General features: G+C 64.3%; 29 protein-coding genes and 1 tRNA gene. 8 read left to right on the forward strand and 22 right to left on the reverse strand.

The features are described 5' to 3' along the window. Nucleotides 1-14: 14 nt before the first annotated feature. The gene (gene lnt, locus LZ016_RS00570; protein WP_241444960.1) at nucleotides 15-1589 is read right to left on the reverse strand and encodes an apolipoprotein N-acyltransferase; all 1575 of its coding nucleotides are present in this window, start codon (nucleotides 1587-1589) and stop codon (nucleotides 15-17) included. A gap of 364 nt (nucleotides 1590-1953) precedes the next feature. On the opposite strand from lnt, the gene LZ016_RS00575 reads away from it, so the two are divergent. From LZ016_RS00575 to LZ016_RS00590, 4 genes are all read left to right on the forward strand, one after another. Continuing rightward, a complete protein-coding gene (locus LZ016_RS00575; RefSeq protein WP_241444961.1) occupies nucleotides 1954-2709 on the forward strand; it encodes a CYTH domain-containing protein in 756 nt (251 codons plus the stop codon). 30 nt (nucleotides 2710-2739) lie between these two features. Beyond that, nucleotides 2740-4287 carry a Ppx/GppA phosphatase family protein gene (locus tag LZ016_RS00580; protein ID WP_241444963.1) on the forward strand — a complete coding sequence of 516 codons (1548 nt, stop codon included), beginning with the start codon at nucleotides 2740-2742 and terminating at the stop codon, nucleotides 4285-4287. A 220-nt stretch (nucleotides 4288-4507) separates the two neighbouring features. Then, nucleotides 4508-5035 (forward strand): lipid-binding SYLF domain-containing protein, encoded by a 528-nt coding sequence (locus tag LZ016_RS00585; protein WP_241444965.1) that lies wholly within the window; start codon nucleotides 4508-4510, stop codon nucleotides 5033-5035. A gap of 106 nt (nucleotides 5036-5141) precedes the next feature. Beyond that, a complete protein-coding gene (locus LZ016_RS00590; RefSeq protein ID WP_241444967.1) occupies nucleotides 5142-5564 on the forward strand; it encodes a VOC family protein in 423 nt (140 codons plus the stop codon). Here the strand turns inward: LZ016_RS00590 and LZ016_RS00595 are convergent. The 17 genes from LZ016_RS00595 to LZ016_RS00675 all read right to left on the reverse strand — a co-directional run bounded on the left by LZ016_RS00595 (nucleotide 5561) and on the right by LZ016_RS00675 (nucleotide 20052). Continuing rightward, nucleotides 5561-6442 (reverse strand): hemolysin family protein, encoded by an 882-nt coding sequence (locus LZ016_RS00595; RefSeq protein ID WP_241444970.1) that lies wholly within the window; start codon nucleotides 6440-6442, stop codon nucleotides 5561-5563. The two genes, LZ016_RS00590 and LZ016_RS00595, sit on opposite strands and share 4 nt — an antisense overlap. Continuing rightward, a complete protein-coding gene (ybeY, locus tag LZ016_RS00600) occupies nucleotides 6442-6945 on the reverse strand; it encodes an rRNA maturation RNase YbeY (RefSeq protein ID WP_241447416.1) in 504 nt (167 codons plus the stop codon). Before ybeY ends, LZ016_RS00595 begins: the two co-directional genes overlap by 1 nt. After that, nucleotides 6945-7946, reverse strand: coding sequence for a PhoH family protein (locus LZ016_RS00605; protein ID WP_241444972.1), 1002 nt, complete (start codon nucleotides 7944-7946; stop codon nucleotides 6945-6947). The genes ybeY and LZ016_RS00605 overlap by 1 nt, the downstream gene beginning before the upstream one ends. Further along, entirely contained in the window at nucleotides 7946-9262 is a 1317-nt protein-coding gene (gene miaB / locus LZ016_RS00610; RefSeq protein ID WP_277622476.1) for a tRNA (N6-isopentenyl adenosine(37)-C2)-methylthiotransferase MiaB, read from the reverse strand. Before miaB ends, LZ016_RS00605 begins: the two co-directional genes overlap by 1 nt. Beyond that, on the reverse strand, nucleotides 9262-9951 hold the full coding sequence (locus tag LZ016_RS00615; protein WP_241444991.1) for a lysophospholipid acyltransferase family protein: 690 nt from the start codon (nucleotides 9949-9951) through the stop codon (nucleotides 9262-9264). The genes miaB and LZ016_RS00615 overlap by 1 nt, the downstream gene beginning before the upstream one ends. 67 nt (nucleotides 9952-10018) lie before the next feature. Then, on the reverse strand, nucleotides 10019-10438 hold the full coding sequence (locus tag LZ016_RS00620; RefSeq protein WP_241444993.1) for a Fur family transcriptional regulator: 420 nt from the start codon (nucleotides 10436-10438) through the stop codon (nucleotides 10019-10021). 61 nt (nucleotides 10439-10499) lie between these two features. Next, on the reverse strand, nucleotides 10500-10934 hold the full coding sequence (locus LZ016_RS00625) for a Ros/MucR family transcriptional regulator (protein ID WP_241444995.1): 435 nt from the start codon (nucleotides 10932-10934) through the stop codon (nucleotides 10500-10502). A gap of 122 nt (nucleotides 10935-11056) precedes the next feature. Beyond that, nucleotides 11057-11542, reverse strand: a complete 486-nt coding sequence (locus LZ016_RS00630) for a GNAT family N-acetyltransferase (RefSeq protein ID WP_241444997.1) — start codon at nucleotides 11540-11542, stop codon at nucleotides 11057-11059. Continuing rightward, a complete protein-coding gene (tsaB, locus tag LZ016_RS00635) occupies nucleotides 11539-12150 on the reverse strand; it encodes a tRNA (adenosine(37)-N6)-threonylcarbamoyltransferase complex dimerization subunit type 1 TsaB (protein WP_241445015.1) in 612 nt (203 codons plus the stop codon). The genes LZ016_RS00630 and tsaB overlap by 4 nt, the downstream gene beginning before the upstream one ends. Nucleotides 12151-12225: 75 nt before the next feature. Then, a complete protein-coding gene (locus LZ016_RS00640; RefSeq protein ID WP_241447417.1) occupies nucleotides 12226-12798 on the reverse strand; it encodes a NifU family protein in 573 nt (190 codons plus the stop codon). 338 nt (nucleotides 12799-13136) lie between these two features. After that, nucleotides 13137-13781: a cytochrome b/b6 domain-containing protein gene (locus tag LZ016_RS00645; RefSeq protein WP_241445017.1), complete on the reverse strand. Its 645-nt coding sequence runs from the start codon at nucleotides 13779-13781 to the stop codon at nucleotides 13137-13139. Between the two features lie 14 nt (nucleotides 13782-13795). Then, nucleotides 13796-14347: a c-type cytochrome gene (locus tag LZ016_RS00650; protein ID WP_241445025.1), complete on the reverse strand. Its 552-nt coding sequence runs from the start codon at nucleotides 14345-14347 to the stop codon at nucleotides 13796-13798. A gap of 8 nt (nucleotides 14348-14355) precedes the next feature. Next, nucleotides 14356-15258, reverse strand: coding sequence for a 3-hydroxyisobutyrate dehydrogenase (mmsB, locus tag LZ016_RS00655; protein ID WP_241445027.1), 903 nt, complete (start codon nucleotides 15256-15258; stop codon nucleotides 14356-14358). Between the two features lie 3 nt (nucleotides 15259-15261). Further along, on the reverse strand, nucleotides 15262-16038 hold the full coding sequence (locus LZ016_RS00660) for an enoyl-CoA hydratase (RefSeq protein WP_241445029.1): 777 nt from the start codon (nucleotides 16036-16038) through the stop codon (nucleotides 15262-15264). Next, on the reverse strand, nucleotides 16035-17093 hold the full coding sequence (locus LZ016_RS00665; RefSeq protein ID WP_241445031.1) for an enoyl-CoA hydratase/isomerase family protein: 1059 nt from the start codon (nucleotides 17091-17093) through the stop codon (nucleotides 16035-16037). The genes LZ016_RS00660 and LZ016_RS00665 overlap by 4 nt, the downstream gene beginning before the upstream one ends. Next, nucleotides 17090-18232, reverse strand: a complete 1143-nt coding sequence (locus LZ016_RS00670) for an acyl-CoA dehydrogenase family protein (RefSeq protein WP_241445033.1) — start codon at nucleotides 18230-18232, stop codon at nucleotides 17090-17092. The genes LZ016_RS00665 and LZ016_RS00670 overlap by 4 nt, the downstream gene beginning before the upstream one ends. 62 nt (nucleotides 18233-18294) lie before the next feature. Then, a complete protein-coding gene (locus LZ016_RS00675) occupies nucleotides 18295-20052 on the reverse strand; it encodes a SulP family inorganic anion transporter (protein ID WP_241445035.1) in 1758 nt (585 codons plus the stop codon). Between the two features lie 159 nt (nucleotides 20053-20211). Between LZ016_RS00675 and LZ016_RS00680 the strand changes: the two genes are divergently transcribed. Both LZ016_RS00680 and LZ016_RS00685 read left to right on the forward strand, forming a co-directional pair. Further along, nucleotides 20212-20288, forward strand: a tRNA-Arg gene (locus LZ016_RS00680). A 79-nt stretch (nucleotides 20289-20367) separates the two neighbouring features. Further along, nucleotides 20368-20580 carry a hypothetical protein gene (locus tag LZ016_RS00685; protein WP_241445037.1) on the forward strand — a complete coding sequence of 71 codons (213 nt, stop codon included), beginning with the start codon at nucleotides 20368-20370 and terminating at the stop codon, nucleotides 20578-20580. Here LZ016_RS00685 and purQ read toward each other — a convergent pair. Together purQ and purS are read right to left on the reverse strand one after the other, a co-directional pair. Beyond that, nucleotides 20577-21245, reverse strand: coding sequence for a phosphoribosylformylglycinamidine synthase subunit PurQ (gene purQ / locus LZ016_RS00690; protein ID WP_241445039.1), 669 nt, complete (start codon nucleotides 21243-21245; stop codon nucleotides 20577-20579). The two genes, LZ016_RS00685 and purQ, sit on opposite strands and share 4 nt — an antisense overlap. Continuing rightward, nucleotides 21242-21484: a phosphoribosylformylglycinamidine synthase subunit PurS gene (purS, locus tag LZ016_RS00695; protein ID WP_241445041.1), complete on the reverse strand. Its 243-nt coding sequence runs from the start codon at nucleotides 21482-21484 to the stop codon at nucleotides 21242-21244. Before purS ends, purQ begins: the two co-directional genes overlap by 4 nt. Before the next feature lie 132 nt (nucleotides 21485-21616). Here purS and LZ016_RS00700 point away from each other — a divergent pair, with 132 nt between their 5' ends. After that, on the forward strand, nucleotides 21617-21766 hold the full coding sequence (locus tag LZ016_RS00700) for a hypothetical protein (RefSeq protein ID WP_241445043.1): 150 nt from the start codon (nucleotides 21617-21619) through the stop codon (nucleotides 21764-21766). A 48-nt stretch (nucleotides 21767-21814) separates the two neighbouring features. Continuing rightward, nucleotides 21815-22198, forward strand: a complete 384-nt coding sequence (locus tag LZ016_RS00705; protein ID WP_241445045.1) for a PaaI family thioesterase — start codon at nucleotides 21815-21817, stop codon at nucleotides 22196-22198. Here LZ016_RS00705 and LZ016_RS00710 read toward each other — a convergent pair. Beyond that, a complete protein-coding gene (locus LZ016_RS00710; RefSeq protein WP_241445047.1) occupies nucleotides 22192-23316 on the reverse strand; it encodes an acyl-CoA dehydrogenase family protein in 1125 nt (374 codons plus the stop codon). The genes LZ016_RS00705 and LZ016_RS00710 overlap by 7 nt on opposite strands. 3 nt (nucleotides 23317-23319) lie before the next feature. Then, nucleotides 23320-24486 carry an acyl-CoA dehydrogenase family protein gene (locus LZ016_RS00715; RefSeq protein ID WP_241445049.1) on the reverse strand — a complete coding sequence of 389 codons (1167 nt, stop codon included), beginning with the start codon at nucleotides 24484-24486 and terminating at the stop codon, nucleotides 23320-23322. Nucleotides 24487-24633 lie beyond the last annotated feature (147 nt).

The following is a 24633-nucleotide window of genomic DNA, read 5'->3' on the forward strand; positions in this document are numbered from 1 at the left end:
ATATAAGGAAAGCTTTATATGTCGGTCCTGTAGCGGCGACCTCTGCCGAGCACAATGCCGCCGATGATCAGCGCGAAGCCGATCAGGATGGGGATAATGTTGCCATATCTGGCGAAGATCGTGAGCGCCGCCGCCGGCGGGGGAAGCTCGGCATCGATCACGCCGGGTTGGCGCCACGGAAGCGATTTCAGCACCTGCCCGTTCGCATCGATCACCGCGCTGATCCCGGTGGGCGTGGAGCGCACGATGGGGATGCCTTCCTCGGCGGCGCGGAGCCTTGCCTGAGCGAGGTGCTGCGGCGGACCCCACGAGCCGAACCAGGCGTCGTTGGACGGGTTGAAGATAAAGCGGGGCCGATCCTTCTCGTCGACCACATGGCCGGAGAAGATGATCTCGTAGCAAAGCTGGAAGCCGACCTTGCCCCAGCCCGGGATGGTCGCGGTGCGCGGACCGGAGCCCGGCTGGAAGTCGACATCCCCGGGGGCGAGGCGTGCGAGTCCGAGCGGCTCCAGCAAGGGCCGCATCGGCAGATATTCGCCGTAGGGCACCAGATGCGCCTTGTCGTAGCGGTCGACGATCATGCCGCCCTGGCCGAGGACGTAGACGCTGTTGGTTGCGCCGTTGACCCGGCGTCCGTCCGCAGACGTGAGGCCGATCGCACCCGTCAGAAGATATTCGCCGGGCCGAATGACGGCTGCCGCAAGCTGCCGCTCCATGACGGCGAACTGCGAATAGGGCGGGTTGCGCCCGTCTTCGAGCGGGTCGGTGACGGCAGCCTCGGGCCAGAGCAGCAGGTGCCGTTTCTCGTTCCCCGGCTTCATCGAAAGCTGGGCGAGCCGCTGCGACGCGATCTGCGCGAAGCCGGGGCGCCATTTGTCCTGCTGACCGATGTTCGGCTGGATGATGCGCACATTGACGCTCGGCACGTCGGCTTCGCGGGGGCGCGGCACAAAGTGCAAGGCGATGATCGCGACAAGCAGGACACCGGCGGGGCGCCAATCCCGGCGGAAAAGCAGCCACAGCATTCCGCCGCCGAGAACGACGAGCGCAGACAGCCCGTACGTGCCGATGACGGTGCTGGAATTCAGTAAATGCGTATTGTCCAGCGTCACGCCCACTGGGTTCCAGGCGAAGCCCGTGAAGATGCCGGCGCGCAGCCATTCGGTAATCGCCCACGCCCCGGCCAATGTGAGCACCAGCGCGATCGGTCGCGAACGCCCGAACGTCCAGGCCAAGCCTGCCGCGAGCATCGGATAGACGGCGAGGTAGAGCGACAGGAGCACGACCGCGATCCAGCCGAGCCAGGCCGGCATCGCCGCCTGGTATGTGAAGGCGGTCGCAATCCAGTTCAGGCCGATGACGAACTGGCCCAGGCCGAACAGCCAGCCGATGAGCAGCGAGCGCCTGAGCGTCTCGGCACGCGCGAGCAGCTCGCACAGGACTGCGAAGGCGAGGAGCATCAGCGGCCAGAGCCCGACCGGCTGGAACGCGAAGGCTGAGACGGCTCCCGCGCCGAACGCGATCAGCCGCGAGAAGCGGCCGATGCTCGCCGCCCCACCTTCCCGAAGTTCGCTAAGTTCACTCCTCAACGCGCGAAGAGCCAAGCGAATGCCCGCGTGAGAGGCCGTGCCGAGAGGAAGCGTCGAGCTGGGCGATACATCCGGACGCCTATGCCCGGACAACCCCGGCGTAGGATAGCCTTTTCTATTGGGGTCCTAATGTCCGCTTTGAGTGCAAAGCAGACCTTAGGCCCCAGATCCTCCAGTTCTCGGAACTGGCTCGGTCTAAGCGCTTCGCCGAGGCAACGTCCGGCTCAGCAACCGTACCGAATTTCCCCGATTAGTGCTCCCTTTCAAATGAGATAGGTCGGGAGCGTCCTCGACGTGCTGCCCTTCGCGCCAACTTATGTCTGCCAAGGGATGCGGGACCCGTTCAATCCGAAGGAGACCGCAAATGAGCAAGTCCCATGGGTCACATGGATCGGGTCTAAGCGCGTTCAACTTGACGGATGCGGTCGAGATCAAGGTCACGATCCGGCCGGACCAGGAGCTTCGCGCGGAACGCGCGATGGAGGTGAACGAGGATAGCGCCAGCGTTCGGCTGATCTATTTCTTCGAGACGCCGGAGCTGGACCTCTTCGACGCCGGGATCGCCCTGCGAGCAAGGCTGGTGAAGGGCGATGCGGACAATTCGACAGTGAAGTTCCGCTCGGAACGGATCGAGATGGTCGCGCCGGAATGGTATCGCTCGGAAGGGTTCAAGGTCGAAGCCGATTGGGTCGGCGACCGCGCGGTCTATTCCGTATCGCTGACACGCGAGCAGGGGCGAAACGAAATCCAGAACGTGGCGAAGGGCGATCGCGCGATCGACAAGCTATTCTCCAAGGACCAAGAGCGCTTCTTCAAGGAAGTCTATCGCGGTCCGATCGACTTCCCGCAGCTTCGCGTGATGGGCCCGATCCGGGCGCTGCGCTGGAAAATGAAATATCCGGGGTTCCCGCATCAGCTCAGCGTGGAGGAGTGGAGGCTGCCGAATGGCGACGATCTTGTTGAGGTCTCGATCAAGGTGGCGCCCGCCGAAGCGCTCGAAGCGCGAACGGCGTTCGAGGAGCTTCTCGTGACGCTCGGGCTCGATCCAAAGGGCGCACAGGAAACGAAGACGCGGACCGCCCTCAAGTACTTCGCCGAGGTGACGAAGGAACCCGCATAGGCCGTACCGACCCACATCGAGGTTAGGACGATGGCAGACGAGACTCTGGAAACGGTCGCTGTAAGAACGGCCGGCACGCCCGCGCCGATTGTATTGCGCTGGGAGTGGCGATCATTCGCGCACAAGTTCGGAGAGGCGGACGAACGTCTTGCCAAGCTGACGCCGTCCGCAACCACGGACAGCGACGAGGTCTATTTCCTTTCGGCGCATGGGCAGAACGTCAAAATCCGCGACGCGCTGATGGACGTGAAGGTCCTGCGCGAGGTCAATCGCGACGGCCTCCAGCAGTGGGCGCCCGTGATGAAATCCGAGTTTCCCTTGTCGGCGATCGATGCCGTGAAGGTCATCGATGCGTTGGATGTCCCCGTGAAGGCGGGCTTGCGCGAAAGCTATGGGATGCAGGCGTTCATCGATGCGTTCAATCGCGCCGACAGCGGCGTCCGTGTCGTTGAAGTCCACAAGCGCAGGGTGCGGTACACCGTCGAGGACTGCATGGCCGAGCTTTCGGAGATCACGGCCAACGGACGTTCGACACGAACCGTGGCTGTCGAATCCGTCGACCCTGAAGCCGTCATGCGCGCGGTCAATTCCCTTGGACTGACGGGCTACATCAACACCAGCTACCTAAAGGGCCTGTCGGATCTCATCGAAGGGATTCCGGAGCGATACGCTGTCATCGACGTGGGGACGAACTCCATCAAGTTTCACGTCGGCGAACTGCGCGGCGACGGGACGTGGACCGCCATCGCCGATCGCGCGGAGTTGACCCGGCTGGGTGAGGGTCTGGCCAAAACGAGGCGCATCAGCGACACCGCATTGGACCGGACCGCTTCCGCGATTGCGGGCATGGCCGCCGAGGCGAAGCGCGAAGGGGTGAGGGCGATCGCGGTCGTCGGAACCGCAGGCCTGCGCACCGCATCGAACGCGGCGGAAGTTGTGTCAGCGATTCGGGAACGAACCGGTGTCGGCGTCGAGGTGATTTCCGGCGACGAGGAGGCGCGGCTCGCATATCTTGCGACAATCGCTGCCTTGGGCCCTGCTGCCGGAAAGACCGTCGTCTTCGATACGGGCGGAGGGAGTTCCCAGTTCACCTTCGGCACGGGCAAGCACGTGCACGAGCGCTTCAGCGTGGACGTCGGCGCTGCGCGTTACAGCGAGCAATTCGGACTGGACCGGGCCGTCTCGCTGGACACCGTCCACCAGGCGATGGAAGCGATCTCCGGCGGTCTGGCGCGGCTGGATGGCCGCGAGCCTCCCGCCACGCTGATCGGTATGGGCGGCGGCGTGACCAACATCACCGCCGTCGCCAAGGGTCTGGCCAAATACGATCCCGCTGTCGTCCAGGGCGCGGTGATCGATGCGCAGGAAGTGGATCGGCAAGTCGAGCTTTACCGATCCCGTGATGCGGAGGGTCGCCGGACCATCGTCGGCCTCCAGCCAAAGCGCGCCGAGGTCATTCTCGCCGGCGCATGCATCGTTCGGACCCTCATGCAGAAGCTCGGCAAGGACCGGCTCACCGTCAGCGACCGCGGCCTTCGCCACGGCCTGCTCGCCGAGCGGTTCGGAGATCAAGCCTGATAGGCCCTCGAAATCCGCTAAGTTCACGCCTCTGCTCTGCCGCGTGCGCCCATCCGGGCGACTCTCAAGTCATCGCTAGTGGCCGGGATGGGTAGAAAGCGGACATCAGACCGGGGTCAGTTCATTTGCGGATGGTTGAAGGTGTTCTGGTCGGTAAAGCGTGTTGCCCTCACCGATAGGGAGCACGGGAATGAATTGCATCCGACGTTGGGTGTTGGTCGTGAGCCTCTTGCTCGCCAGCACCTTTGGCGCCCTCTCCGAGAAGGCTTCCGCTGCAACGGCCGCAGAGCTCAATGCAAACGGCAGGGCGGCGCTTAGCCGGCTCTATGCCCAATCGGACAGAGCGAAAAGATATGGGCGAGACGCACGCGCGATCCTCGTCTTTCCCAAGATAGTGAAGGCTGGCTTCATGATCGGCGGACAGGGCGGCGAGGGGGTTCTCTTCATGGGCGGCAAGCCAGCGGGCTACTACAAGATCGGCGCCGCCTCCTTCGGTCTTCAGGCCGGTGGACAATCGTTCAGCTACGCCTTGTTCCTGATGAACGACAAGGCGCTCACCTATCTGCGCAAGAGCGATGGCTGGGCGATTGGCTCCGGGCCTAGCGTAGTGGTAGTGGACAAGGGCGCAGCCATGAGCACCACCTCCACGACGTTAGCGAAAGACGTGTACGCTTTTCCCTTCGGCCAGAAGGGCTTGATGGCCGGATTGGGGCTTGAAGGATCGAAGATCACGCCGATCAGGAAATGACGGTGGCGCTAATGTCCGCAATGGGTCGAAAGCGGCCACAAGCTCTTCCGCTCCTATTTCTCGACCGAAGGTGGACAAGAGTGCCGAAGGCTCGCAGTGCGGCTTGATGGCGCTTGCACCATTCCATCTCGCCTTTCCCGTCGACGACCTCGTTGCGGCACGCCGTTTCTACGGCGAGCTTCTGGGCTGCCCGGAAGGGCGGAGCGCGGACCGTTGGGTCGACTTCGATCTTCGCGGTCATCAGATCGTCGCGCATCTGGCGCCGGACGCAGTGCGGAGCCGCGTGTCCAATCCGGTCGACGGCGACGATGTCCCCGTGCCGCATTTCGGCGTCGTATTGGAAATGGAGGATTGGAAGGCTCTGGCCGAGCGCCTTCAGGCCGCAGACGTTCAGTTCGTGATCGAGCCCACGATCCGTTTCGAAGGCCAGCCAGGCGAGCAGGCGACGATGTTCTTTCTGGACCCCGCCGGCAACGCGCTCGAATTCAAGGCCATGGCTGACCCCGCGAAGCTGTTCGCGACGGCCTAATCCTCGCCGCGCTTGCGCTCTTCGGGGGCGTGGAGCCGGACGCGCAGGATCTTGCGCGGGTCAGAGTCCACGGCTTCGAGCCGCCAGCCCGATGGGTGGTCCACGCATTCGCCCTTAGCCGGGATGTGGCCCGCGAGCAGGAAGACGAGCCCACCGAGCGTATCGACTTCGTCCTCTTCCCAGGTGAGGCGCGCGTCGACCGTTTTCTGCAGTTCCTCGAGCTCGATGCGGGCATCGGCTTCCCACAGGCCGTCCTCGAGCATGGTGAGCTGACCGGTGACTTCGATGTCGTGCTCGTCCTCGATATCGCCGACGATTTCTTCGACCACGTCCTCGATGGTCACGAGACCCTCAGTTCCGCCGAACTCGTCGACGACGATGGCGAGATGGATCCGCTGCAACCGCATGCGCGCGAGGAGGTCGATGACGCTCATCGATTCCGGAATGAAAAGGGGATCGCGGAGAAGCGCCGCAACGCTTCGGTCGCGGTTGGGGTCTTCCTGCGCCTTGAAGACATCCTTGATGTGAATCATGCCGATCACCTCGTCGAGGCTCTCGCCATAGACCGGCAGGCGGCTGTGCTCGGCGTCTGCAAACGCGCGGACCAGGTCTTCGAAGCTGATCGTCGACGGCACCGCCATGATGTCGCCGCGCGTCACGCAAACGTCGCCGGCTGTGCGCTCGCCGAAATGCAGCAGGTTACGGAGCATCTGGCGCTCCGTAGGCGTGAGGTCGCCGGCAATCGGACGCTCGTCCTCGGCGTCGTCGATCGCTTCCTCGATCTCGTCGCGAAGCGTTTGCTCGCTATCCTCGCCGAACAGCAGCGACCGCATGCCGCGCCACAGGCGGGAGCCCGTCTCTTCGTGCCGCGTCGCCATCAGTCCCTCACCTGGTAGGGGTCGTCGATGCCGAGGCGGGCGAGGGCGCGAACCTCGCGAGTTTCCATGTCGGCGGCTTCCTCGTCCTCGAGATGATCGTAGCCGAGGAGATGCAGCGTGCCGTGGACAAGAAGGTGCGTGGCGTGGCGCTCGACCGGAATGTCCTTCTCGGCGGCTTCCCGCTCACATACGCCGCGGGCGAGCACGATATCGCCGAGCAACAGTTCTGGTCCGGCAACATTTGCCTCTTCGAGGTCGGCCTCTTCCAGCATCGGGAAGGAGAGGACGTTCGTCGGCTTGTCCTTGCCGCGCCATTCGGAATTGAGCGCGCGGACTTCTTCGTCACCGGTCAGCCGGACGGAGAGCTCGACGCCACGCATGGATACGGTCAGCTGCGGGAAGGCGCTCTCGGCGATGGCGGCTTCGGCGGCCTTGCGGACGAGCAGCGACCAGTCGGTGCTACTGTCCCACTCCTCGTCCGATTCTATGTCGATCTCGAGCATCATTGCTGCGCCCCGGGACCCTCATAAGCGTCGACGATGCGTCCGACCAGCGGATGACGGACGACGTCGGCCGCCGAGAAGCGAACGACGTCGATGCCCTTGATGCCTTCCAGCTTGCCGACGGCGTCGTTGAGGCCGGACTTCACGCCCATCGGAAGGTCGGTCTGGTTCGGGTCGCCGCAGATGACCATGCGGCTGCGCATGCCGAAGCGGGTGAGGAACATCTTCATCTGCTGCGGCGTGGTGTTCTGCGCCTCATCGAGGATGATGAAGGCGTCGTTGAGCGTCCGGCCGCGCATGAAGGCGATCGGCGCGATTTCGATCTCGCCGCTGGCGATGCGCCGCTCGACCTGCTCCGTCGGGAGCATGTCGTAGAGCGCGTCGTAGAGCGGGCGGAGATAGGGATCGACCTTCTCCTTCATGTCGCCCGGAAGGAAGCCGAGCCGTTCGCCCGCTTCTACGGCGGGGCGCGAAAGGATCAGGCGGTCGACGGTTCCGGCGATCAGCTGCGACACCGCCTGCGCGACGGCGACATAGGTCTTGCCTGTACCTGCGGGACCGAGCGCGAAGATCATGTCCTCGCGGGCCAGCGCTTCCATGTAGGCGGTCTGCGTCGTGGACCGCGGGACGATCGTCTTCTTGCGCGTGCGGATCATGACCCGCGGCGGCGAAGCGACTTCCTCGTTGATGATGCCGTCCAGATTGGGCTGCACGGCCATGCCGAGCACGGCCTCGACCGCTTCCGCGTCGACATCGTGGCCCTGGTCGAGGCGCGCGTAGAGACCCATCAGCACTTCACGGGCGCGGGCAGCCGCGTCCGCGTCACCTTCGATCTGCACGCGATTGCCGCGCGCGGCGATGTGAACGCCGAGCCGCTGCTCGATGGTGATCAGGTGGCGGTCATAGTCGCCGAACAGGGGCCCGAGCAGGTAGGGCTGGTCGAACTCGAGCTCCAGACGAGCGCGGCCGGCGTCGTTTGCGACAGCTTCGCGGCGGGACATCAGGCGGCAGCTTTCGTCAGGAGGGCTCCTGTCAGGCTATTGGGACCGGCAGCAGTGAGCGCCACCGGCAGGATATCCCCGGGAGTCGCATCGGTTTCGACATGAACCGACTGAAGCCACGGCGACTTGCCGATCATTTGCCCGGGATATTTGCCGCGCCGTTCGATCAGGACTTCGGTTTCCTTCCCTACGCTTGCGCGATTGAACGCGACTTGGTGGGCAATGATCCGTGCCTGCAGGCGCTGCAGGCGGTCGTCCATGATCTCGGTCGCGATCTGGTCCTCCATCGTGGCGGCCGGAGTCCCGGGCCGCGGGCTGTACTTGAACGAGTAGGCCGAAGCGTACCCGACTTCGTCAACGAGATTCAGCGTCGCAGTGAAATCTTCTTCGGTTTCGCCGGGAAAGCCGACGATGAAGTCGCCTGACAGAGCGATGTCGGGGCGGGCCGCGCGCATCTTCTCCAGGATAGCCAGATAGGTTTCAGCCGTGTGGCTGCGGTTCATGGCCTTGAGGATTCGGTTGCTTCCAGACTGCACGGGCAGGTGCAGGTAGGGCATTAGCTTCGCCACCTCCGCGTGGGCGGCGATGAGGTCGTCGGACATGTCCATCGGGTGGCTGGTCGTATAGCGGATGCGCTCAAGACCATCGATGTCGGCGAGGGCACGAATAAGGTCGGCGAAACCGCGCCCGTCATAGCTCCAGGCATTCACGTTCTGGCCGAGCATGACGATCTCGCGAGCGCCCGCGTCCACCAGCTCGCGCGCCTCTAAAACAATGTCCTTCTCCGGCCGGGAGATCTCCGCGCCGCGTGTGTAGGGCACGACGCAGTAGGTGCAGAACTTGTCGCAGCCTTCCTGGATGGTGAGGAAGGAGCTCGGGTTCGCGCGGCGCCGGGTCGGGAACGCGTCGAATTTCGAGATCGCCGGCATGTCCGTGTCCACCGGGCGGCCCCCACGGACGGCCTGCGCCACCATTTCCGGCAGACGGTGATAGGCCTGCGGTCCGACGACCATGTCGATCATCGGCGAGCGGCGCTTGGCTTCCCCGCCCTCGGCCTGTGCAACGCAACCGGCGAGCGCGACCAGAGGCTTGGAGCCATCCTCGCGACGGAGGCGTCCGACTTCCGAATAGGCTTTCTCGGCCGCTTTCTCGCGGATGTGGCATGTGTTGAGCACCACGAGATCGGCGTCGGCGCCGTCCACGGCAGCCGTCATGCCGTTGGCGCCAAGCAGCTCCGCCATACGCTGACCGTCGTAGACGTTCATCTGGCAGCCGAAGGATTTGATTCGAAAGGTTTTCGGATTTTCGGAGGTCATCAGACGCCCGGATATAGGGGACTCGCGCCGTGACTTGAAGCGAGCGTTTCGGCGATGGCCCGGCGCGCCCGTTCGGTGAGGGCCTTGCGGTCGCCTGATCGGTCGAGGGGCTGGAGGAGATGGATCGTCACGGGAAGCGTTCCTTTTCGCCCGAGGATCCGCAGGATGTTCTGCTTGCCGGGCTCCTTGTACCAGCCGATCTCCGCCGCGGCGGCACCATAGTCGAGCACGACGGGCCGGACCTGCACGTCCTTTTGCGCGAAGGATGCGGCCTCCAGAAGCGTCGAGCGGAAGGGAAGGAGATGCGTCCCGGGACCCGTCGTCCCTTCCGGAAACAGCGTCACCGGCTGGTCGCGTTCGAGTGCCCGCGCGATCGTGACGGCCTGATCCTTGGCGCCCCGAGCATGCTCCCGACGCACATAGACCGTGCCGTTCTGGTCAGCCAGCCAATGGAAGAGCCCGTGGCCGAGATTGTCCTTCGATACGAATGCCGTTCCCGTGCCGCCCCCGAGCACGACGATGTCGAGCCAGCTGAGATGGTTGGAGACGAGCAAGGTGTGCGCGCCGGGCCGCACGCCATCGAGCTCAATGCGAGCCCCGATGATCCACGCGGCCGCGGCCAGGAAGCGCCGCGGCCATGGCGAGCCGCCCGTCAGCGCCTTGGTGACAATGTGAATTGGTCCGACCACCCCGAGCAGCAGGCCCAGTAGCGCTATGCGGAGGCCCGCGCGCAGCGGGGAGCCCTTTGCGCGTGAACTAGCGGTTGCGATCGAGCGCGACCCCGTAAAGCTCCATCCGGTGATCGACGAGCCGGAAGCCGAGCTTCTCGGCAATCCGCTTCTGAAGCTGCTCCAGCTCCTCGTCGACGAACTCGATGACCGTGCCCGTCTCGACGTCGATCAGATGGTCGTGATGCGCATCGGACGCTGCCTCGTAGCGCGAACGGCCGTCGCCGAACTCGTGGCGCTCCAGGATGCCCGCCTCTTCGAACAGGCGTACGGTACGATAGACCGTCGCAATCGAGATCTTTGGATCGACGGCCGCGGCGCGTTCGTGAAGCGTCTCCACGTCCGGATGATCTTCCGCTTCGGAAAGGATCTGGGCGATGACTCGGCGCTGCTCGGTGATCCGAAGGCCTTTGTCAGCGCACAGGGCCTCGATGTCGATCTTCCGCATGGCGATCAGTTAAGCCGACGCCCAGTCAAAGAAAAGGGAGCGATCACTTCGCTCCCTTTCACTAGCTGGCTTTCGCACGGCCCCGGGTCTTGCGGCGCTTCGTTCCAAGCCCGATCGACTTGGCAAGGGTCCGCCGTTGCTCCGCGTAATTGGGCGCAACCATCGGATAGTCGGCGGCAAGTCCCCATTTCTGGCGATACTCGTCCGGCGTCATTCCGTGATTGGTCATCAGATGCCTCTTCAGCATCTTCTGCTTCTTCCCGTCTTCCAGGCAGACGATGTAATCGGGCTTTATCGATGACCGGATGGAGACTTTCGGTTCGGGCCGGGCTTCCGGCGCGGAAGTCGTCGACGAAATACCGGTCAAAGCAGCGTGCACGTTCTGAATGAGCTGCGGGAGGTCATTCACGGCAACGCTGTTGTTGCTGACGTGAGCGGCGACGATATCTGCTGTCAGGGTCAGCAGCGTGTCTTCCGCTCCCTCATTTCCGTTCATTTGTAGCTTCTCCCCGAGCAAGAGGTTTGCCGGCCAGAACTTAGGCCTTACTCCATCTTGACTACGGCAAGTCTTAACAATCAGCAATAGAGGGCGGGCTATTGCTCTACATTAAAGTAAGTTCACATTACGCGACTTAGTGTAAGCGCGTCGAACTCACCGCCAAAACGACCTCTGTAATATTTGCGGCGCCTTCCGGCGAACAGGAAGCCGGCTGCCCGGTACATCATAACTGCCGGATTTCCTTCGCGAACCTCGAGATGGATTCTCGAAGCTCCGGACCCGCGCGCTTCGCTCAGGAAATGGTTGAGGAGCATCCGCCCGATGCCCCGCCGCCGAAAGGGCGGCGCGACGGCCAGAAGCAGAAGCTCCGCCTCGTCGGCGATCGTTCGATAGAGCGAGAAGCCCGCCGTCTGCGCGTCCGCGTCGCGGGCGATGACCAGCTCGACGCCCGGCATCGGCAGTATTCCGGCGCATTGCGACCGTGTCCAGGCTTCGCCGAAGCGCTCGTCGAACGCGGCGTTCATGACTTCGACGACGGAATCCAGGTCGGCCGACCCGCCTTTGGTCAGGTGAAGCTCGGCAGCGGATTCGGCGCGGCTGCTCATGCGGCGTTTCTCGCCTTGGCGTCGGGCGCTCGTGCGTAGACCGGCTTCGGCGGCAGCGAGCGGAGAGACTCCGGCAGGCGAAAGGCATTGCGGGCGGAAGGCCACGCGGGCTCCGCACACCCTGACCCACGCGCATCAACGAGCGCTGCGGCGCCAGGACCGACGACAACGTCCGCTGAAATGAGAGCGGCAGCTTCCGCCGGCGGCAGGTTCATCAGCTTCGACGTCGCTTCACGTGTTGAAGTATCGAACTGCTGAACGAACAGCTCGCCATGCCCGCCGTCCACAGCCGCGGCGACTTCGCCGGGAGTGTCGGCTCCTGCCGCAAGCAGCGCCAGTGACGACATCCCGGACAGTTGGCAGTCCCACGCAATCGCGAGACCCTGCGCTGCGGCGATCCCGACGCGGATACCGGTGAAGCTGCCGGGTCCGACGCCGACCAGGATACGATCGGCCGAACGTCCTTCGAGCAGCTCCTCGAGCATTGGGACGAGTTTCTCGCTGTGGCCTCGGCCGATCAGTTCATCCCGGCTCGACATGCACGCACCCGAGGCGTCGAACAACGCGGCGGTGCATGCTGCAGTCGATGTGTCGATGGCCAGGATCACTCGTCGTCCTCAACTCGCCGGACGTGAGTGTGTTCACATGGCGAGGTCATCGGCAAGTGGGAGAATCGCCTAAGTTCAGACGGCTTCTACGGATTCCACCTCGGGGACATAGTGGCGGATCAGGTTCTCGATCCCGCGCTTGAGCGTGATAGTGGAGGAGGGGCAACCGGAGCAGGCGCCCTGCATGCCGAGGTAGAGATGCCCGTCCTTGTACCCGCGATAGACGATATCGCCGCCGTCCTGGGCGACCGCCGGGCGGACGCGAGTTTCGATCAGCTCCTTGATCTGCTCGATGATGTCGGCGTCTGCGGGATCCTCCTCGATCGCCGGGGTATCCTCGATGCGAATGCCGGCGGCGCTGCCCTGCGCGAACAAGGGCGCGCCGCTGACGAAATGGTCGAGCAAGGTCTCGAGCACGAGCGGTTCTAGGTCGCCCCAGGATATGCCTGGCGCAGCCGTCACCGAGATGAAGTCGCGGCCGAAGAAAACGCCCTCGACGAGTCCGCTGGCGAACAGAGCGGAAGCGAGGGGGGACGCTTCGGCGGAGTCAGCGTCCGGGAAATCGCGCGTGCCGCTGTCCATGACCAATTGGTCCGGAAGGAACTTGCGGGTGGCGGGATTCGGCGTCTGTTCGGTGCGGATGAGCATGGCGCCGATGTGGCTCCAATACCGCTCCGCTTCAAGATGCCACAGGCCCGTCAAGGAAACTTGCGCCCATTAACTTTAGATAAGGTCTGTTGGTTCAGAGCAGCACTTAGAAGTGGGGGACGATCCAGTGCCAAGCAAATGGGTGCTCACTGGCCAGACCGCCCCCGCCCTCGTAAGGCCTTGGGGAACTTCGAGGGCCGGGTCCGCCTTTCGAGTTTGCGCATCAAAGGTGGCCCCCTCCGAATATCTGCCGAAAGCGGATAACCGTCAATCTTCATTGACATTTGTTCGCTCGTTGAACGCGAATTTTTCGGAGGTCGCGGTGGCTTCCGTCCAAATCAGGAAAAGGGCGGCGCGCCCGCAATTACCCAGCGCGTGATTGCGATCCCCGCAACGAGACACAGCAAAGCGGCCCACCATTTGCCCGGCCTCATAGGCTCGACCCCCGGTTGAACCGCGCCGCGACCGGTAATCATCGGCTTCAAAAGGCTTTTGCCGCGAAACTTGTAATAGGCGATGGCCGCGATGTGCAGCGCAATCAACGCGAGCAGCACGTTGAACAGCGCCTCGTGCCACTCCCGGGCCAAGTCGCCCGCGTCGATGCTGACCAGCCGCGCGAGCGGGCCCTGCATGATCCCGTCCTCGTCGCTGGCGAACAGGCCGAGGCCGACCTGCACGCACGTCATGACGAGCAGTGCGATGACGCTCAGGCCGCCGAGCGGATTATGGCCGATTCCGCGCCATGACCCTCGAAGGTAGCCGAACACCGCTTTCGGTCCGCGCACGAAGCTCGCGAAGCGCGCGGTGGAGCTGCCGAAGAAGCCCCACAGGATGCGGAAGATCAGCAGGCTCATGATGCCTAGCCCCGACCAAATATGCAGGTCGTCGTGATGATATTCCGCCGACCACCAGCTGAACGCGATCAGCGCCGCCAGCGTCCAGTGGAAGAGCCGTGTCGGCACGTCCCAGATTGCCACCTTCACAGGCGACTCCCGGCTCAGTGATGCATGTCCGATCGGTACTTGTCGTGGCAGGCCTTGCAGGTCTTGCCGAGGTCCGCGAAGCCCGACTTGATCGCATCAACATTGCCGCTCGCGGCCGTCGAATTGAACGCCTGAGCCGCTTTCACGAAAGCGTGGTCCTTGGCGGAAAAGTCTGCCTGGTTCTGCCAGATTTCCGGCTTGGCTCCGGTCTTTCCGGCTTCCGGCCCAGTGCCCGCCGGAAACCAGCCGTTCGACTTGGAGGCGAGATCTGCGATCGTTGCCGCCGCCTTCTGGATTTGCGCGACGTCGGGCGAAGCGGACTCGAGCGAGCGACGGATGACTTTGCTCGACTTGCCGATCTGCTCCATGCCCTCGTGGCGCTCGTGCATCACCTTGAGCGTCTCATTCTTGCTCGCGAGTGCGGTCATCGGAATGAGTTCGTTGGAGCCCTCCGCCGCCGCCGGCACATTTTCGGCAACCGCATTGTTGGTCGCCTGGCCCTTGGGCTGTCCGCACGCGCCCAGCAGGGAAACGGCCGCAACTGCAATCAGAACACTCTTGCGCATGCGCACTCCTATTTTTGTTCGGGCGCTTTCCAGCTGTCGTCGATCATCTTGATGATGCCGGAGAAGTCCTTCGATCCTCCGCCAAGATTGACGAAGCGCTGGTAAAGTTCCTCGGCCTCTCCGCCCATCGGCGTGTAGGCGCCTGCCTGCTCCGCGGCGTCCATCGCGAGCTTGAGGTCCTTGAGCATCAGGCCGGCTGCGAAGCCGCCTTCATAGTCGTGGTCGGCTGGCGTCTCGGGACCGACGCCGGGAACCGGGCAATAGGTGGTCATGGACCAGCTCTGGCCCGACGCCTTGGACGAAATGTCGAAGAAGACCTGCGGGTCGAGGCCGAGCTTCTGCGCGAGCACGAACGCCTCGCACGTTGCGGCCATCGTCACGCCCAGGATCATGTTGTTGCAGATCTTCGCGGCCTGACCTGCGCCCGCGCCGCCGGCATGGATGACGGCTTTCGCCATCGGTTCGATAAAGGGCTTCGCGCGCTCGAAGGCTTCGTCGCTGCCGCCGACCATGAAGGTGAGGTTACCTGACGCCGCAGCCGCGATTCCGCCGGACACAGGCGCGTCGACCATCGTGTAGCCTTGCGCGGCCGCTTCTTCCTCGACCGTGCGCGCGCTGGCCACGTCGATCGTGGAGCAGTCGATGAGAAGGGCGCTCGTCGGCGCCATTCCGAGAACCTGGTCGCGATAGACGCCGAGCACGTGTTGAGCGGCCGGAAGCATGGTGACAACCACGTCCGCGTCGCGCACTGCATCCTCCGTGGAGCCCGCGCGGACGCAGCCGTTCTGCTCCGCAGCGCTGAGTGCCGCCTCGCTCAGGTCGAACGCGCGGACTTCATGACCGGCCTTGGCGAGGTTTGGCGCCATTCCGCCGCCCATGTGGCCGAGGCCGATGAATGCGATCTTTGCCATGGCTCACCGCCCCTTCCAGTTGCCGGGCCGCTTCTCGACGAACGCGTTCATGCCCTCCTTCTGATCCTCGGTGCCGAACAGGCCGTGGAACAGGCGGCGCTCGAAGCGGATGCCCTGATTGAGCGGGATCTCGAACGCGGCGTTGACCATCTCCTTGTTTGCGATTGCCGCGAGCGGCGGCATGGCCGCGATCGTCTCGGCGGTCTTCATGACTTCGGCCATGAACTCGCCTGCCGGCACCACGCGGGCGACGAGGCCGGAACGCTCGGCTTCCGCCGCATCCATCATCCGGCCGGTCAGGCACATCTCCATCGCCTTGGCCTTTCCGACGGCCCAGGTCAGGCGCTGCGAACCGCCCATGCCCGGACTGACGCCGAGCTTGATTTCCGGCTGGCCGAATTTCGCGGTCTCCGAGGCGATAATGAAGTCGGCCATCATCGCGACCTCGCAGCCGCCGCCGAGCGCGTAACCCGAAACGGCGGCGATCCACGGCTTGCGCGTCGAGGTCACTTGCTCCCACCCGCCGAAGAAGTTCGCCGAATACATGTCGGCGAAGCCCTGGCCCTGCATTTCCTTGATGTCGGCGCCGGCTGCGAACGCCTTTTCGGATCCCGTCAGGACAAGGCAGTGCTGGCTGTCGTCCGCATCGTAGGCTGCAAATGCGTCGATCAGCTCGCGAAGCACTTCGCTGTTCAGCGCGTTGAGCGCCTGCGGGCGGTTTAGCGTGACAAGCGTCACCGCGCCCCGCTTCTCCACGAGGATGGTCGAATAGTCGGTCATTCTCCGGTCTCCGGAAACGGGTTCCACTGCTCGTGCCGCGGAAGGGGCTCGAACAAGATGTCCAGCATCTCGTCGTCGACCTGCTCCGGCGTCGGCGGATCCCAATGAGGGTTGTTGTCCTTGTCGATCAGAAGCGCGCGGACGCCTTCGCGGAAGTCGTGCGTCCGCACGATCCGTCCGGCGAGTGCATATTCGGCGCGCATTTCCTCGGCGAAGCTGTTGCGGTTGGCGCCCTCGGCGAGAAGCCGCAGCGAGACCTTGCACGACAGCGGGCTCTTGGACTTGAGCGTCGCCAGTTCGGATTGCGCCCAGTCGCTGTCATCGGCCTCCAACGCGGCCATGACTTCTTCAAGGCGGTCGGACGCGAACAGCTTGGTGATGAGGCCGAGGTTCGCTTCGATCTTGGCCTGCGGCGCGACGGGTTGCGCGGCGCCGAGCGTACCCTTGAGACGGCTCGGGGCCTGGACGATGCGGTCGTAAAGGTCCTCGAGCGACGCCTGTTCGATGTAGTGGGTGGCGAGGCCGAGATAGAGGCACTCGCCCGCGTCGAGCCGCGCGCCCGTCAGCGCCATGAACTGGCCCACACGGCCGGGCAGGCGAGGGAGGTACCAGCCGCCGCCGACGTCCGGGAACAGCCCGATGCCCGTTTCGGGCATGGCGAGCCGAGTGTTCTCGGTCGCGACGCGATATTCGCACGGCTGCGAAATGCCGACGCCGCCGCCCATCGTGATGCCGTCCATGATCGCCACGGTCGGCTTGGGATAGGTGAACAGCAGGTGGTTGAGGCGATACTCGCTGTAGAAGAAGGCCTTGGCGTCGACCGCGTCCGTGGCGCCGCTTCGGGCGAGCATGACCACGTCGCCGCCGGCGCAGAAGCCGCGGCCTTCGGCATGATCGATGACGACGATCTGCACCGACGGGTCGTCCCGCCAGGCAAGCAGGACTTCGCTCATGGCATCGCACATCTCGCGAGTGAGCGCATGGATCGCCTTCGGACGATTGAGCCGGATGCGCCCGACGTTGCGCTCGACGGAAATCAGGACGTCGTCGGTCACTGGCGGAGCATGTCCCGGCTGACGATCACGCGCATGACCTGGTTGGTGCCTTCGAGGATCGAGTGAACGCGCAGGTCGCGCCAGAAGCGCTCGATTGGATAGTCCATGAGGTAGCCGTAGCCCCCATGCAGCTGCAGCGCCCGGTCGACGACCGACGAACCGGTGTCGGTCGCAAGGCGCTTGGCCATCGCCGCGAAGCGCGTCTTGTCCGGAGCGTTGGCGGTCACCTTCGCAGCGGCGACGTAGAGCAGGTAGCGCGCCGCCTGCAGTTCCGTCTCCATGTCGGCGAGCGTGAACTGTGTCGCCTGGAAGTCGGCGATCGGCTGCCCGAACTGCTTGCGGTCCTTGGTGTAGGCGACCGCCTCGTCTAGGCAGCGCTGCGCACCGCCTAGCGAGCAGGCGCCGATGTTCAGGCGCCCGCCGTCGAGACCCATCATCGCGATGCGGAAGCCTTCGCCTTCGCTGCCGACACGGTTGGCGACAGGCACGCGGACCTCGTCGAAATTGACCTGCGCCGTCGGCTGCGAATGCCAGCCGAGCTTCTTTTCCTGCGCGCCGAAGCTGACGCCCTTCATGTCCTTGTCGATGACGAGCGCGGTGATGCCCTTCGGCCCGTCCTCGCCGGTGCGGACCATGGTCACGTAGACCTCGTTCGCGCCGCCGCCGGAGATGAAAGCCTTGGAGCCGCTAACGACATAATGATCGCCATCGAGCACGGCGCGCGTTTTGAGCGCTGCGGCATCGGAGCCCGAGGACGGCTCGGTCAGGCAATAGCTGCCGATCTTCTCCATCGTAATCATCGACGGCAGATACTTTTGCTTCAGCTCGGCCGAGCCGAAGCGGTCGATCATCCACGACGCCATGTTGTGGATCGAGATGAAGGCGCTGGTCGACGGACAGCCGTAGGCCATCGCTTCCATGATCAACGCGGCTTCGAGACGACCGAGGCCGATGCCGCCGCTCTCCTCGCTGACATAGATGGCGCCGAAGCCGAGCTCGGCGGCCTCGCGGATCGTGTCGCGCGGGAAGATGTGCTTCTCGTCCCATTCGGCCGCGTTCGGCGTGATCGCGTCAGCCGTGAACTTGCGCGCCATCTCCTGGATCTGGAGCTGGTCTTCGGTAAGCTCGAATTGGTGCATGCGGGCGGCCTTAAGCTGCGCCTACGCCGTCAGCAAGACGGGCATGCGGCGGACCGCTCGCCTCAGCCTTCCCACTTCAACTTGTAGTCGCGGACATAGCCGTTCACGGCGGAATCGATGGTCGGGAAGAAATGGCCCTCGCCGAACTGGGTGAAGAGGCCGAAGCGCTTCAGCTTGTCCTTCACCGGGTCCTTCAGCTCGGCGAAGCAGATCTCGATGCCCTTGGCCTTTAGCTTTTCCGACAGATCTGTGAGGGCGTCGGCCGAGGTCACGTCGACGCTGGTGATCGGCGCCGCCGAGACGACTACGCGCTTCACCGGGGTCGGGGATGCCGCGACTGCGTCCATTACCCGCTGCTCGAACAATTCGGCATTTGCGAAGAAAAGGGGAGCGTCCCAGCGGAACAGGACCAGCCCCGGCACCCGACGCGCCTCGGGGTAGCGGGTCACATCGTGATAGCCATCGACGAAGTCCGGCCTGCCGAGCACCGCCCAGTGCGGCCGCCAGCCGTCCCACAGGAACTCAATGACGGCGAGGACGATCGCGAGGACGATGCCGGGGATGGCCCCGAAGACTGCCACTCCCGCTGTGCAGACGATCGACAGCCAGAACTCCCAGCGCTGGATCCGGTAGATGCGGCCGAGGTCGGCGAATTCGAACAGGCCGATGGCCGCTGCAATGACCACTGCGGCGAGCGCCGCGTACGGCAGGTTCTGGAAGAGCATCGGAGCAGCGACGATCACGATCGCAACGATCAGCGCGCCGACCACGCCGGTCATTTGCGTCTGAGCTCCGGCAGCTTCGGCTACGGGCGTGCGTGAGGAGCTGCTGCTGATTGGGAACCCCTGGAAGAAGCCCGCGGCGAGGTTCGCGGCGCCGAGACCAACCATCTCCTGGTTGGGATCGACCCGCTGTCCGGTCTTCGCGGCATAGGTGCGCGACAGGACGCTCGTGTCCGCGAACGCAACGATGGCGACCGCCGTGCCGCCGATCAGGATCGGCACGAGGTCGCTAATCTGCAGCCCCGGGATCGTGAAGACGGGAAGTCCCTGCGGAACGGGGCCGAGCACCTTGACGCCCGCGGTTTCGGAAAGGTGCAGCCATCCCGCGGCGATCGTTGCGCCGATCACCGCGATGAGCACGCCAGGGATGCGCTTGCTGCCTTTCAGCAGCATGATCACGGCGAACGTAGCTCCGCCGAGCGCTGCGGCGGTCCAGTTGGCCTTGCCGCCCAGGACGCCCATCGCGATCGACCAGAGGTCCCGGAGGGGGCCGGCGCTTTCAACCTTGAAGTCGAAGAGCTTCGGCAGCTGACTGATCAGCACCGCTAGCGCGATCCCGTTCATGTAGCCGTAGCGGATGGGCTTCGAGAGCAGCTCGGTGATGAAGCCGAGGCGGAAGATTCCGGCAAGAATGCAGATTGCTCCGGAGACCACCGCCATGGCGCTTGCGACTGCAATCGCGCGGTCAGGGTCGCCCAACGAGAGCGGCAGGACTACGCCGAGGATGATTGGGGCAAGCGAAGAATCCGGCCCGAGGACCAGGATCCGGCTCGGGCCGAACAGCGCATAGACGAGCAGCGGGACGATGGTCGCGTAGAGGCCGTAGATGGCCGGCACGCCGGATGCGACCGCATAGGCGATCCCGACCGGCACGAGCATGGTCGAAAGCACGACGCCCGCGACGATGTCGTTGCGGATCCACGCAGTGCGATACTCCCGCAGCGTTCGAAGCCCGGGCACCCAGTCGGTGAAGCTTTTCGAATGGGGCAGGCCGACTTCGGCCGGACTCGCCACCATTGCCGAGATGTCTTGTCCCATGCGCCGGCTTCCGAATGTGACGAGGACGTCTTCGCAGGATCAGCTTGTGACATGCAAGCGACCGCTCGGTATCGGAACAAACCCCGAAACGGAGGGGCGCTTTTTCGCGGCACTCCGGCGACAAATGTTTTGGATGCCGCTAGGTATGGTGGCGGGTGGGCGCCCGTAGCTCAGTCGGATAGAGCACGAGCCTTCTAAGCTTGGGGTCGCAGGTTCGAATCCTGCCGGGCGCGCCACGCACTCGGATTGGTCGCGTTCATTTCGCGTTCAATTCGCAGCGGCGATCCAGCCGCTGGGGCAATTTGGGGGATCAGGATGCGCGGTGCCGCGAAGTTTGCACTTGGACTGGCGATCCTTGTCGCGTTCGCGCCAGCGCATGCGGCGACTATCGTCGTATTCAAGAATCCCGAAACGCTCGAGCGGCGCATGGTGGTCGTCGATCCAAACGGCCCCGACCGTGTGATCATGTGCATGTTGCCGCCAGGTGAGGCGGGCTGCCACCAGTTGAAAGTTGCGCGCGCCCCTTAGGCGGCGACGGTTTCGAGCAAGCCTTCAAACAGGCGGCGGCCATGGGTGCCGCCATGCGCGGCTTCGATCATGCGCTCCGGATGCGGCATCATGCCCAGCACGTTGCCCGTATCGTTAAGGATGCCGGCAATGTCGCGAGCCGAGCCGTTGACCTGCTCCTGATAGCGGAAGGCCACGCGGCCTTCGCCTTCGAGGCGATCGAGCGTGTCCGCGTCCGCCTGGTAGTTGCCGTCATGATGGGCGACCGGGATCGAGATGTCCTCGCCTGCATCATATTGCGAGGTGAAGAGGCTCTGGCTGTTCTCGACCTTTAGCGCGACGGGCCGGCAGACGAAGTTCAGCCCGGCGTTGCGCATCAGCGCGCCCGGCAGAAGCCCAGCCTCGGTCAGAACCTGGAAGCCGTTGCAGACGCCGAGCAGCGGAACGCCGCGGCCGGCGGCGTCGGACACCGCCCGCATGATCGGCGAACGAGCCGCCATCGCGCCGGAGCGCAGGTAATCGCCGTAGGAGAAGCCGCCCGGGAGGCCGATGAAATCGGTGCCGTCCGGCAGCTCGGTCTCGCGGTGCCAGACCATGGTGGGAGTGCGGCCGGTCACTTTCTCGATCGCTACCGCGAGGTCGCGGTCGCAGTTGGAGCCGGGGAAGACGATGACGGCGCTCTTCACGCGGCGGGCTCCAGCCTTTCGATCCGGAAATTCTCGATGACGGTGTTGGCGAGAAGCTTGCGGCACATGGCTTCGATGTCGGTGTCCGACGTCCCGTCGGCAAGGTCGAGCTCGATCAGCTTTCCTGCGCGCACGTCCTGCACTCCGGAGAAGCCGAGACCTTCCAGCGCATGGTGGATGGCCTTGCCCTGCGGGTCGAGGACCCCAGGCTTGAGGGTGACGAAGACGCGCGCTTTCATGGGTGCTCTTGCTCCTTTGGCGCCCTATGCCGTCGAGGAGCTTTTCCGGCAAGGCTTTACCGTCTGTTTACCCTGTTGGGTGCATGATGAAGTGCCGGACCCGTGTTTCGGCGGTGTCAAGGAGCCTTGTGCATGGTTTGGTTGGCAATGGCCATGTTCGTCGCCCTCATCGGGTGGGGCGCCACTTACTTCGGCTGGGATGACCCGGTCGGAAAGGTGCAGCTCGCCCTTTTCACGAGCTTCATCCTCGGCGCCGTTTGCGGATACAAATCGAAGGGCTGAAATCCCGCAACGCTTGGCGAAGCGGCGCCAGCCGCTAAACCGGAAAGCGTGCGCAGCCTTCCTCCCTACGCGAACCTGCTGAACCTTCGCTTCGAACAGGGCGAGCAGGGCCCGTTGGTCGTGATGCCTTTCGAAGAGGACGTCGTCGGCCGTCCCGGATACCTGCACGGCGGAGCCATCGCAGGCCTGCTCGAGTTCGCGGCGTTCACGACCCTTTGGCGCGAGCTGGCTGACGAAAGCGTCGTGGTGAAGCCGATCACAGTGACCGTCGACTATATGCGCGGCGGCACCAACCATGACACGTTCGCTTCCGCGGCGGTCGAACGGCTGGGGTCGCGCATCGCGAACGTCGAGGCGTTTGCCTGGCAGAAGGACCGCGCGACGCCGATCGCCAGTGCACAGATCAACTTCCTTCTGGACCGAGGTCAGTAGCCGCTGAGCTCCGCGACGCGGTTGCGGTGGAAGTAGACGTCGCCGAACAGCTCGCCGAGTACCGCTTCGCGCTTCATGTAGAGGCCGATGTCGTGCTCGTCGGTCATGCCGATGCCGCCGTGCATCTGGACGCCTTCCTGCACCGCCAGCTTCGACACCGCGGCCGCTTTCGCCTTGGCGACAGCCACCATCAAATCAGCCTTGTCGTCGCCCGAATCCATGAGCTCGGCAGCCTTGAGCGCGGCTGCGCGGGCAATCTCGATTTCGCCGTAGAGGTGGGCGGCGCGATGCTGGAGCGCCTGGAACTCGCCGATCAGCTTCCCGAACTGCTTGCGCTGCTTGAGATAGTCGACCGTCATCGCCGTCGCGCCGGCGGCAACACCGACCAGCTCGGCGGCAACGCCCGCGCGTCCAGCACCGAGAGCGCGGGAGAGCGGCGCCCAGCCGCCATCCACCTCGCCGACGACGGCATCCGCGTCCAGCTCGGCATTGTCGAACCTCAGCCGCGCAGCCTTCGAGCTGTCGGCGAGCGTCACGCTTTCGACGTTTGCAATACCCTTGGGGACAGCAAAAAGGGTCAGGCCCTGCGTCTCACCGGGAGATCCGGCCGTTCGCGCGACCGTCAGCACCGCGTCCGCGGAATTGCCGTGAACGACGAACTGTTTGGCGCCGTTGAGCACGAAACCGTTGCCGCGGCGCTCGGCGGTCATTGCGGTCTTCTCGGGCGCATGGCGGCTGCTCTCGTCGACAGCGAGGGCGAGCACGGCGTCGCCGGAGAGGATGCCGGGATACCAGCGCTCCGCGTGGGCCGTGCCTTCGATGGCCCGAGCCCCGACGACGGCGGTCGTCAGGAACGGCGAGGAGGTCAGGTTGCGGCCGATCTCCTCCAGCACCAGCGCCGCCTCGACCGCGCCGAGCCCTAGCCCGCCCTGATCCTCAGGAATGCAGATGCCGGTGAGGCCCAGCTCGCCGAATTGCTTCCACAGGTCCGTGCCGTAGCCGTCGGTGCAGCCCGTATCGCGCCAGTGGCGAAGTTGCTTCGCTGGTCCGCCTTCTTCCGCAAGGAAGCTCTCGGCAGTTTCCTGAAGCATCTTCTGGTCGTCGGTCAGAAGCGGCATGCGTCAGGCTCCCGGAAGGCCAAGGATGTGCTTGGCGACGATGTTGAGCTGGATCTCGCTCGTGCCGCCTTCGATCGAGTTGGCCTTGGTGCGCAGCCAGTCGCGCGCGGCCTTGCCTTCGCTCGACCGCTCGCTGTCCCATTCGAGTGCGTCGGAACCGCCCGCCGCCATGACGAGCTCATGACGCCGCTTGTTCAGCTCCGTCCCGGCATATTTCATCATCGAGGGGCTTGCGGGATGCGCTTCGCCGGCCTTGAACATCTCGAAGAAGCGCTCGCTCATCGCCGCGAAGGCGAGGGCGTCCACGTCGAACGCGGCGACCTCGGCGCGAAGGAACGGGTCATCCGGCCTGAGTATCGATCCCAGCGTCCCGTCCGTTGCGCCAAGACCCATGCCCGCGATCATCTCGCGTTCGTGGCCGAGCAGATATTTGGCGACGTCCCAACCGCGGTTCACCTCGCCGACGACCTGGTCCTTCGGCACCCGCACGTCGTCGAAGAAGGTTTCGCAGAAGGGCGAGTTGCCGCTGATCAGCAGGATCGGCTTGGTCGACACACCCGGGGTGGTCATGTCGAACAGCAGGAAGCTGATGCCGGAATGCTTGGACTCGCTGGAGGTGCGGACGAGGCAGAAGATCCAGTCGGCCTTGTCGGCATAGCTGGTCCACACCTTCTGGCCGTTGACCAGCCAGTGGTCGCCCCCCTCTTCACCGGAGACTGCCTCGGCCTTCGTCTGCAGGCCGGCGAGGTCGCTGCCCGCGCCCGGTTCGGAATAGCCCTGGCACCACCGGATCTCGCCGCGCGCGATTTCCGGAAGGAAGCGCTTCTTCTGCTCGTCGCTTCCGAACTTCAGGAGCGCAGGGCCGAGCATGGAGATGCCGAAGCTGGACAGCGGCGAGCGAGCGCCAATGCGCGCCATCTCTTCCTTCAGCACCTTCGCCTCGGCCGGCGACAGGCCAGCCCCGCCATAGTCCCTCGGCCAGTGCGGCACCGTCCAGCCGCGCTCGACCATGCGCTCGAGCCACACGCGCTGCGCGTCCGACTGGAACGTCCAGTTGCGGCCGCCCCAGCACATGTCCTTTTCGGACTGCACGGGCTCGCGCATTTCCGGCGGGCAGTTCGTTTCCAGCCAGGCGCGGGTCTCGGAACGGAAGGTGTCGAGGTCAGTCATGGTGAGGCTGTTCCGGTCACTGTCGAATCCAACAGGGAATGGAGCATATCCTATCTTTGCCCTGTGCGAAGTTGACCAAATTGACTGTCCCGCACGAATTTCTGTTGGATTGGCGCCGACCGCGTGCCGTCACTGACGACGACGCAT

The organism is Sphingomonas telluris, assembly GCF_022568775.1.
Taxonomy (GTDB): Bacteria; Pseudomonadota; Alphaproteobacteria; order Sphingomonadales; family Sphingomonadaceae; genus Sphingomicrobium; species Sphingomicrobium telluris.

Bases quoted from the DNA above. Each gene is read 5' to 3' on its own strand.
- LZ016_RS00620 (WP_241444993.1), bottom strand. From the start codon at position 10,438: ATGCGGAAGATCGACATCGAGGCCCTGTGCGCTGACAAAGGCCTTCGG.
- LZ016_RS00625 (WP_241444995.1), bottom strand. From the start codon at position 10,934: ATGAACGGAAATGAGGGAGCGGAAGACACGCTGCTGACCCTGACAGCA.
- LZ016_RS00660 (WP_241445029.1), bottom strand. From the start codon at position 16,038: ATGACCGACTATTCGACCATCCTCGTGGAGAAGCGGGGCGCGGTGACG.
- LZ016_RS00670 (WP_241445033.1), bottom strand. From the start codon at position 18,232: ATGCACCAATTCGAGCTTACCGAAGACCAGCTCCAGATCCAGGAGATG.
- miaB (WP_277622476.1), bottom strand. From the start codon at position 9,262: ATGACCTCCGAAAATCCGAAAACCTTTCGAATCAAATCCTTCGGCTGC.
- ybeY (WP_241447416.1), bottom strand. From the start codon at position 6,945: ATGCTCGAGATCGACATAGAATCGGACGAGGAGTGGGACAGTAGCACC.
- LZ016_RS00715 (WP_241445049.1), bottom strand. From the start codon at position 24,486: ATGACTGACCTCGACACCTTCCGTTCCGAGACCCGCGCCTGGCTGGAA.
- LZ016_RS00640 (WP_241447417.1), bottom strand. From the start codon at position 12,798: ATGCTCATCCGCACCGAACAGACGCCGAATCCCGCCACCCGCAAGTTC.
- mmsB (WP_241445027.1), bottom strand. From the start codon at position 15,258: ATGGCAAAGATCGCATTCATCGGCCTCGGCCACATGGGCGGCGGAATG.
- LZ016_RS00580 (WP_241444963.1), top strand. From the start codon at position 2,740: ATGGCAGACGAGACTCTGGAAACGGTCGCTGTAAGAACGGCCGGCACG.
- LZ016_RS00675 (WP_241445035.1), bottom strand. From the start codon at position 20,052: ATGGGACAAGACATCTCGGCAATGGTGGCGAGTCCGGCCGAAGTCGGC.
- LZ016_RS00575 (WP_241444961.1), top strand. From the start codon at position 1,954: ATGAGCAAGTCCCATGGGTCACATGGATCGGGTCTAAGCGCGTTCAAC.
- LZ016_RS00650 (WP_241445025.1), bottom strand. From the start codon at position 14,347: ATGCGCAAGAGTGTTCTGATTGCAGTTGCGGCCGTTTCCCTGCTGGGC.
- LZ016_RS00710 (WP_241445047.1), bottom strand. From the start codon at position 23,316: ATGCCGCTTCTGACCGACGACCAGAAGATGCTTCAGGAAACTGCCGAG.
- LZ016_RS00700 (WP_241445043.1), top strand. From the start codon at position 21,617: ATGGTTTGGTTGGCAATGGCCATGTTCGTCGCCCTCATCGGGTGGGGC.
- LZ016_RS00590 (WP_241444967.1), top strand. From the start codon at position 5,142: ATGGCGCTTGCACCATTCCATCTCGCCTTTCCCGTCGACGACCTCGTT.
- LZ016_RS00630 (WP_241444997.1), bottom strand. From the start codon at position 11,542: ATGAGCAGCCGCGCCGAATCCGCTGCCGAGCTTCACCTGACCAAAGGC.
- LZ016_RS00595 (WP_241444970.1), bottom strand. From the start codon at position 6,442: ATGGCGACGCGGCACGAAGAGACGGGCTCCCGCCTGTGGCGCGGCATG.
- LZ016_RS00685 (WP_241445037.1), top strand. From the start codon at position 20,368: ATGCGCGGTGCCGCGAAGTTTGCACTTGGACTGGCGATCCTTGTCGCG.
- purS (WP_241445041.1), bottom strand. From the start codon at position 21,484: ATGAAAGCGCGCGTCTTCGTCACCCTCAAGCCTGGGGTCCTCGACCCG.
- LZ016_RS00605 (WP_241444972.1), bottom strand. From the start codon at position 7,946: ATGTCCCGCCGCGAAGCTGTCGCAAACGACGCCGGCCGCGCTCGTCTG.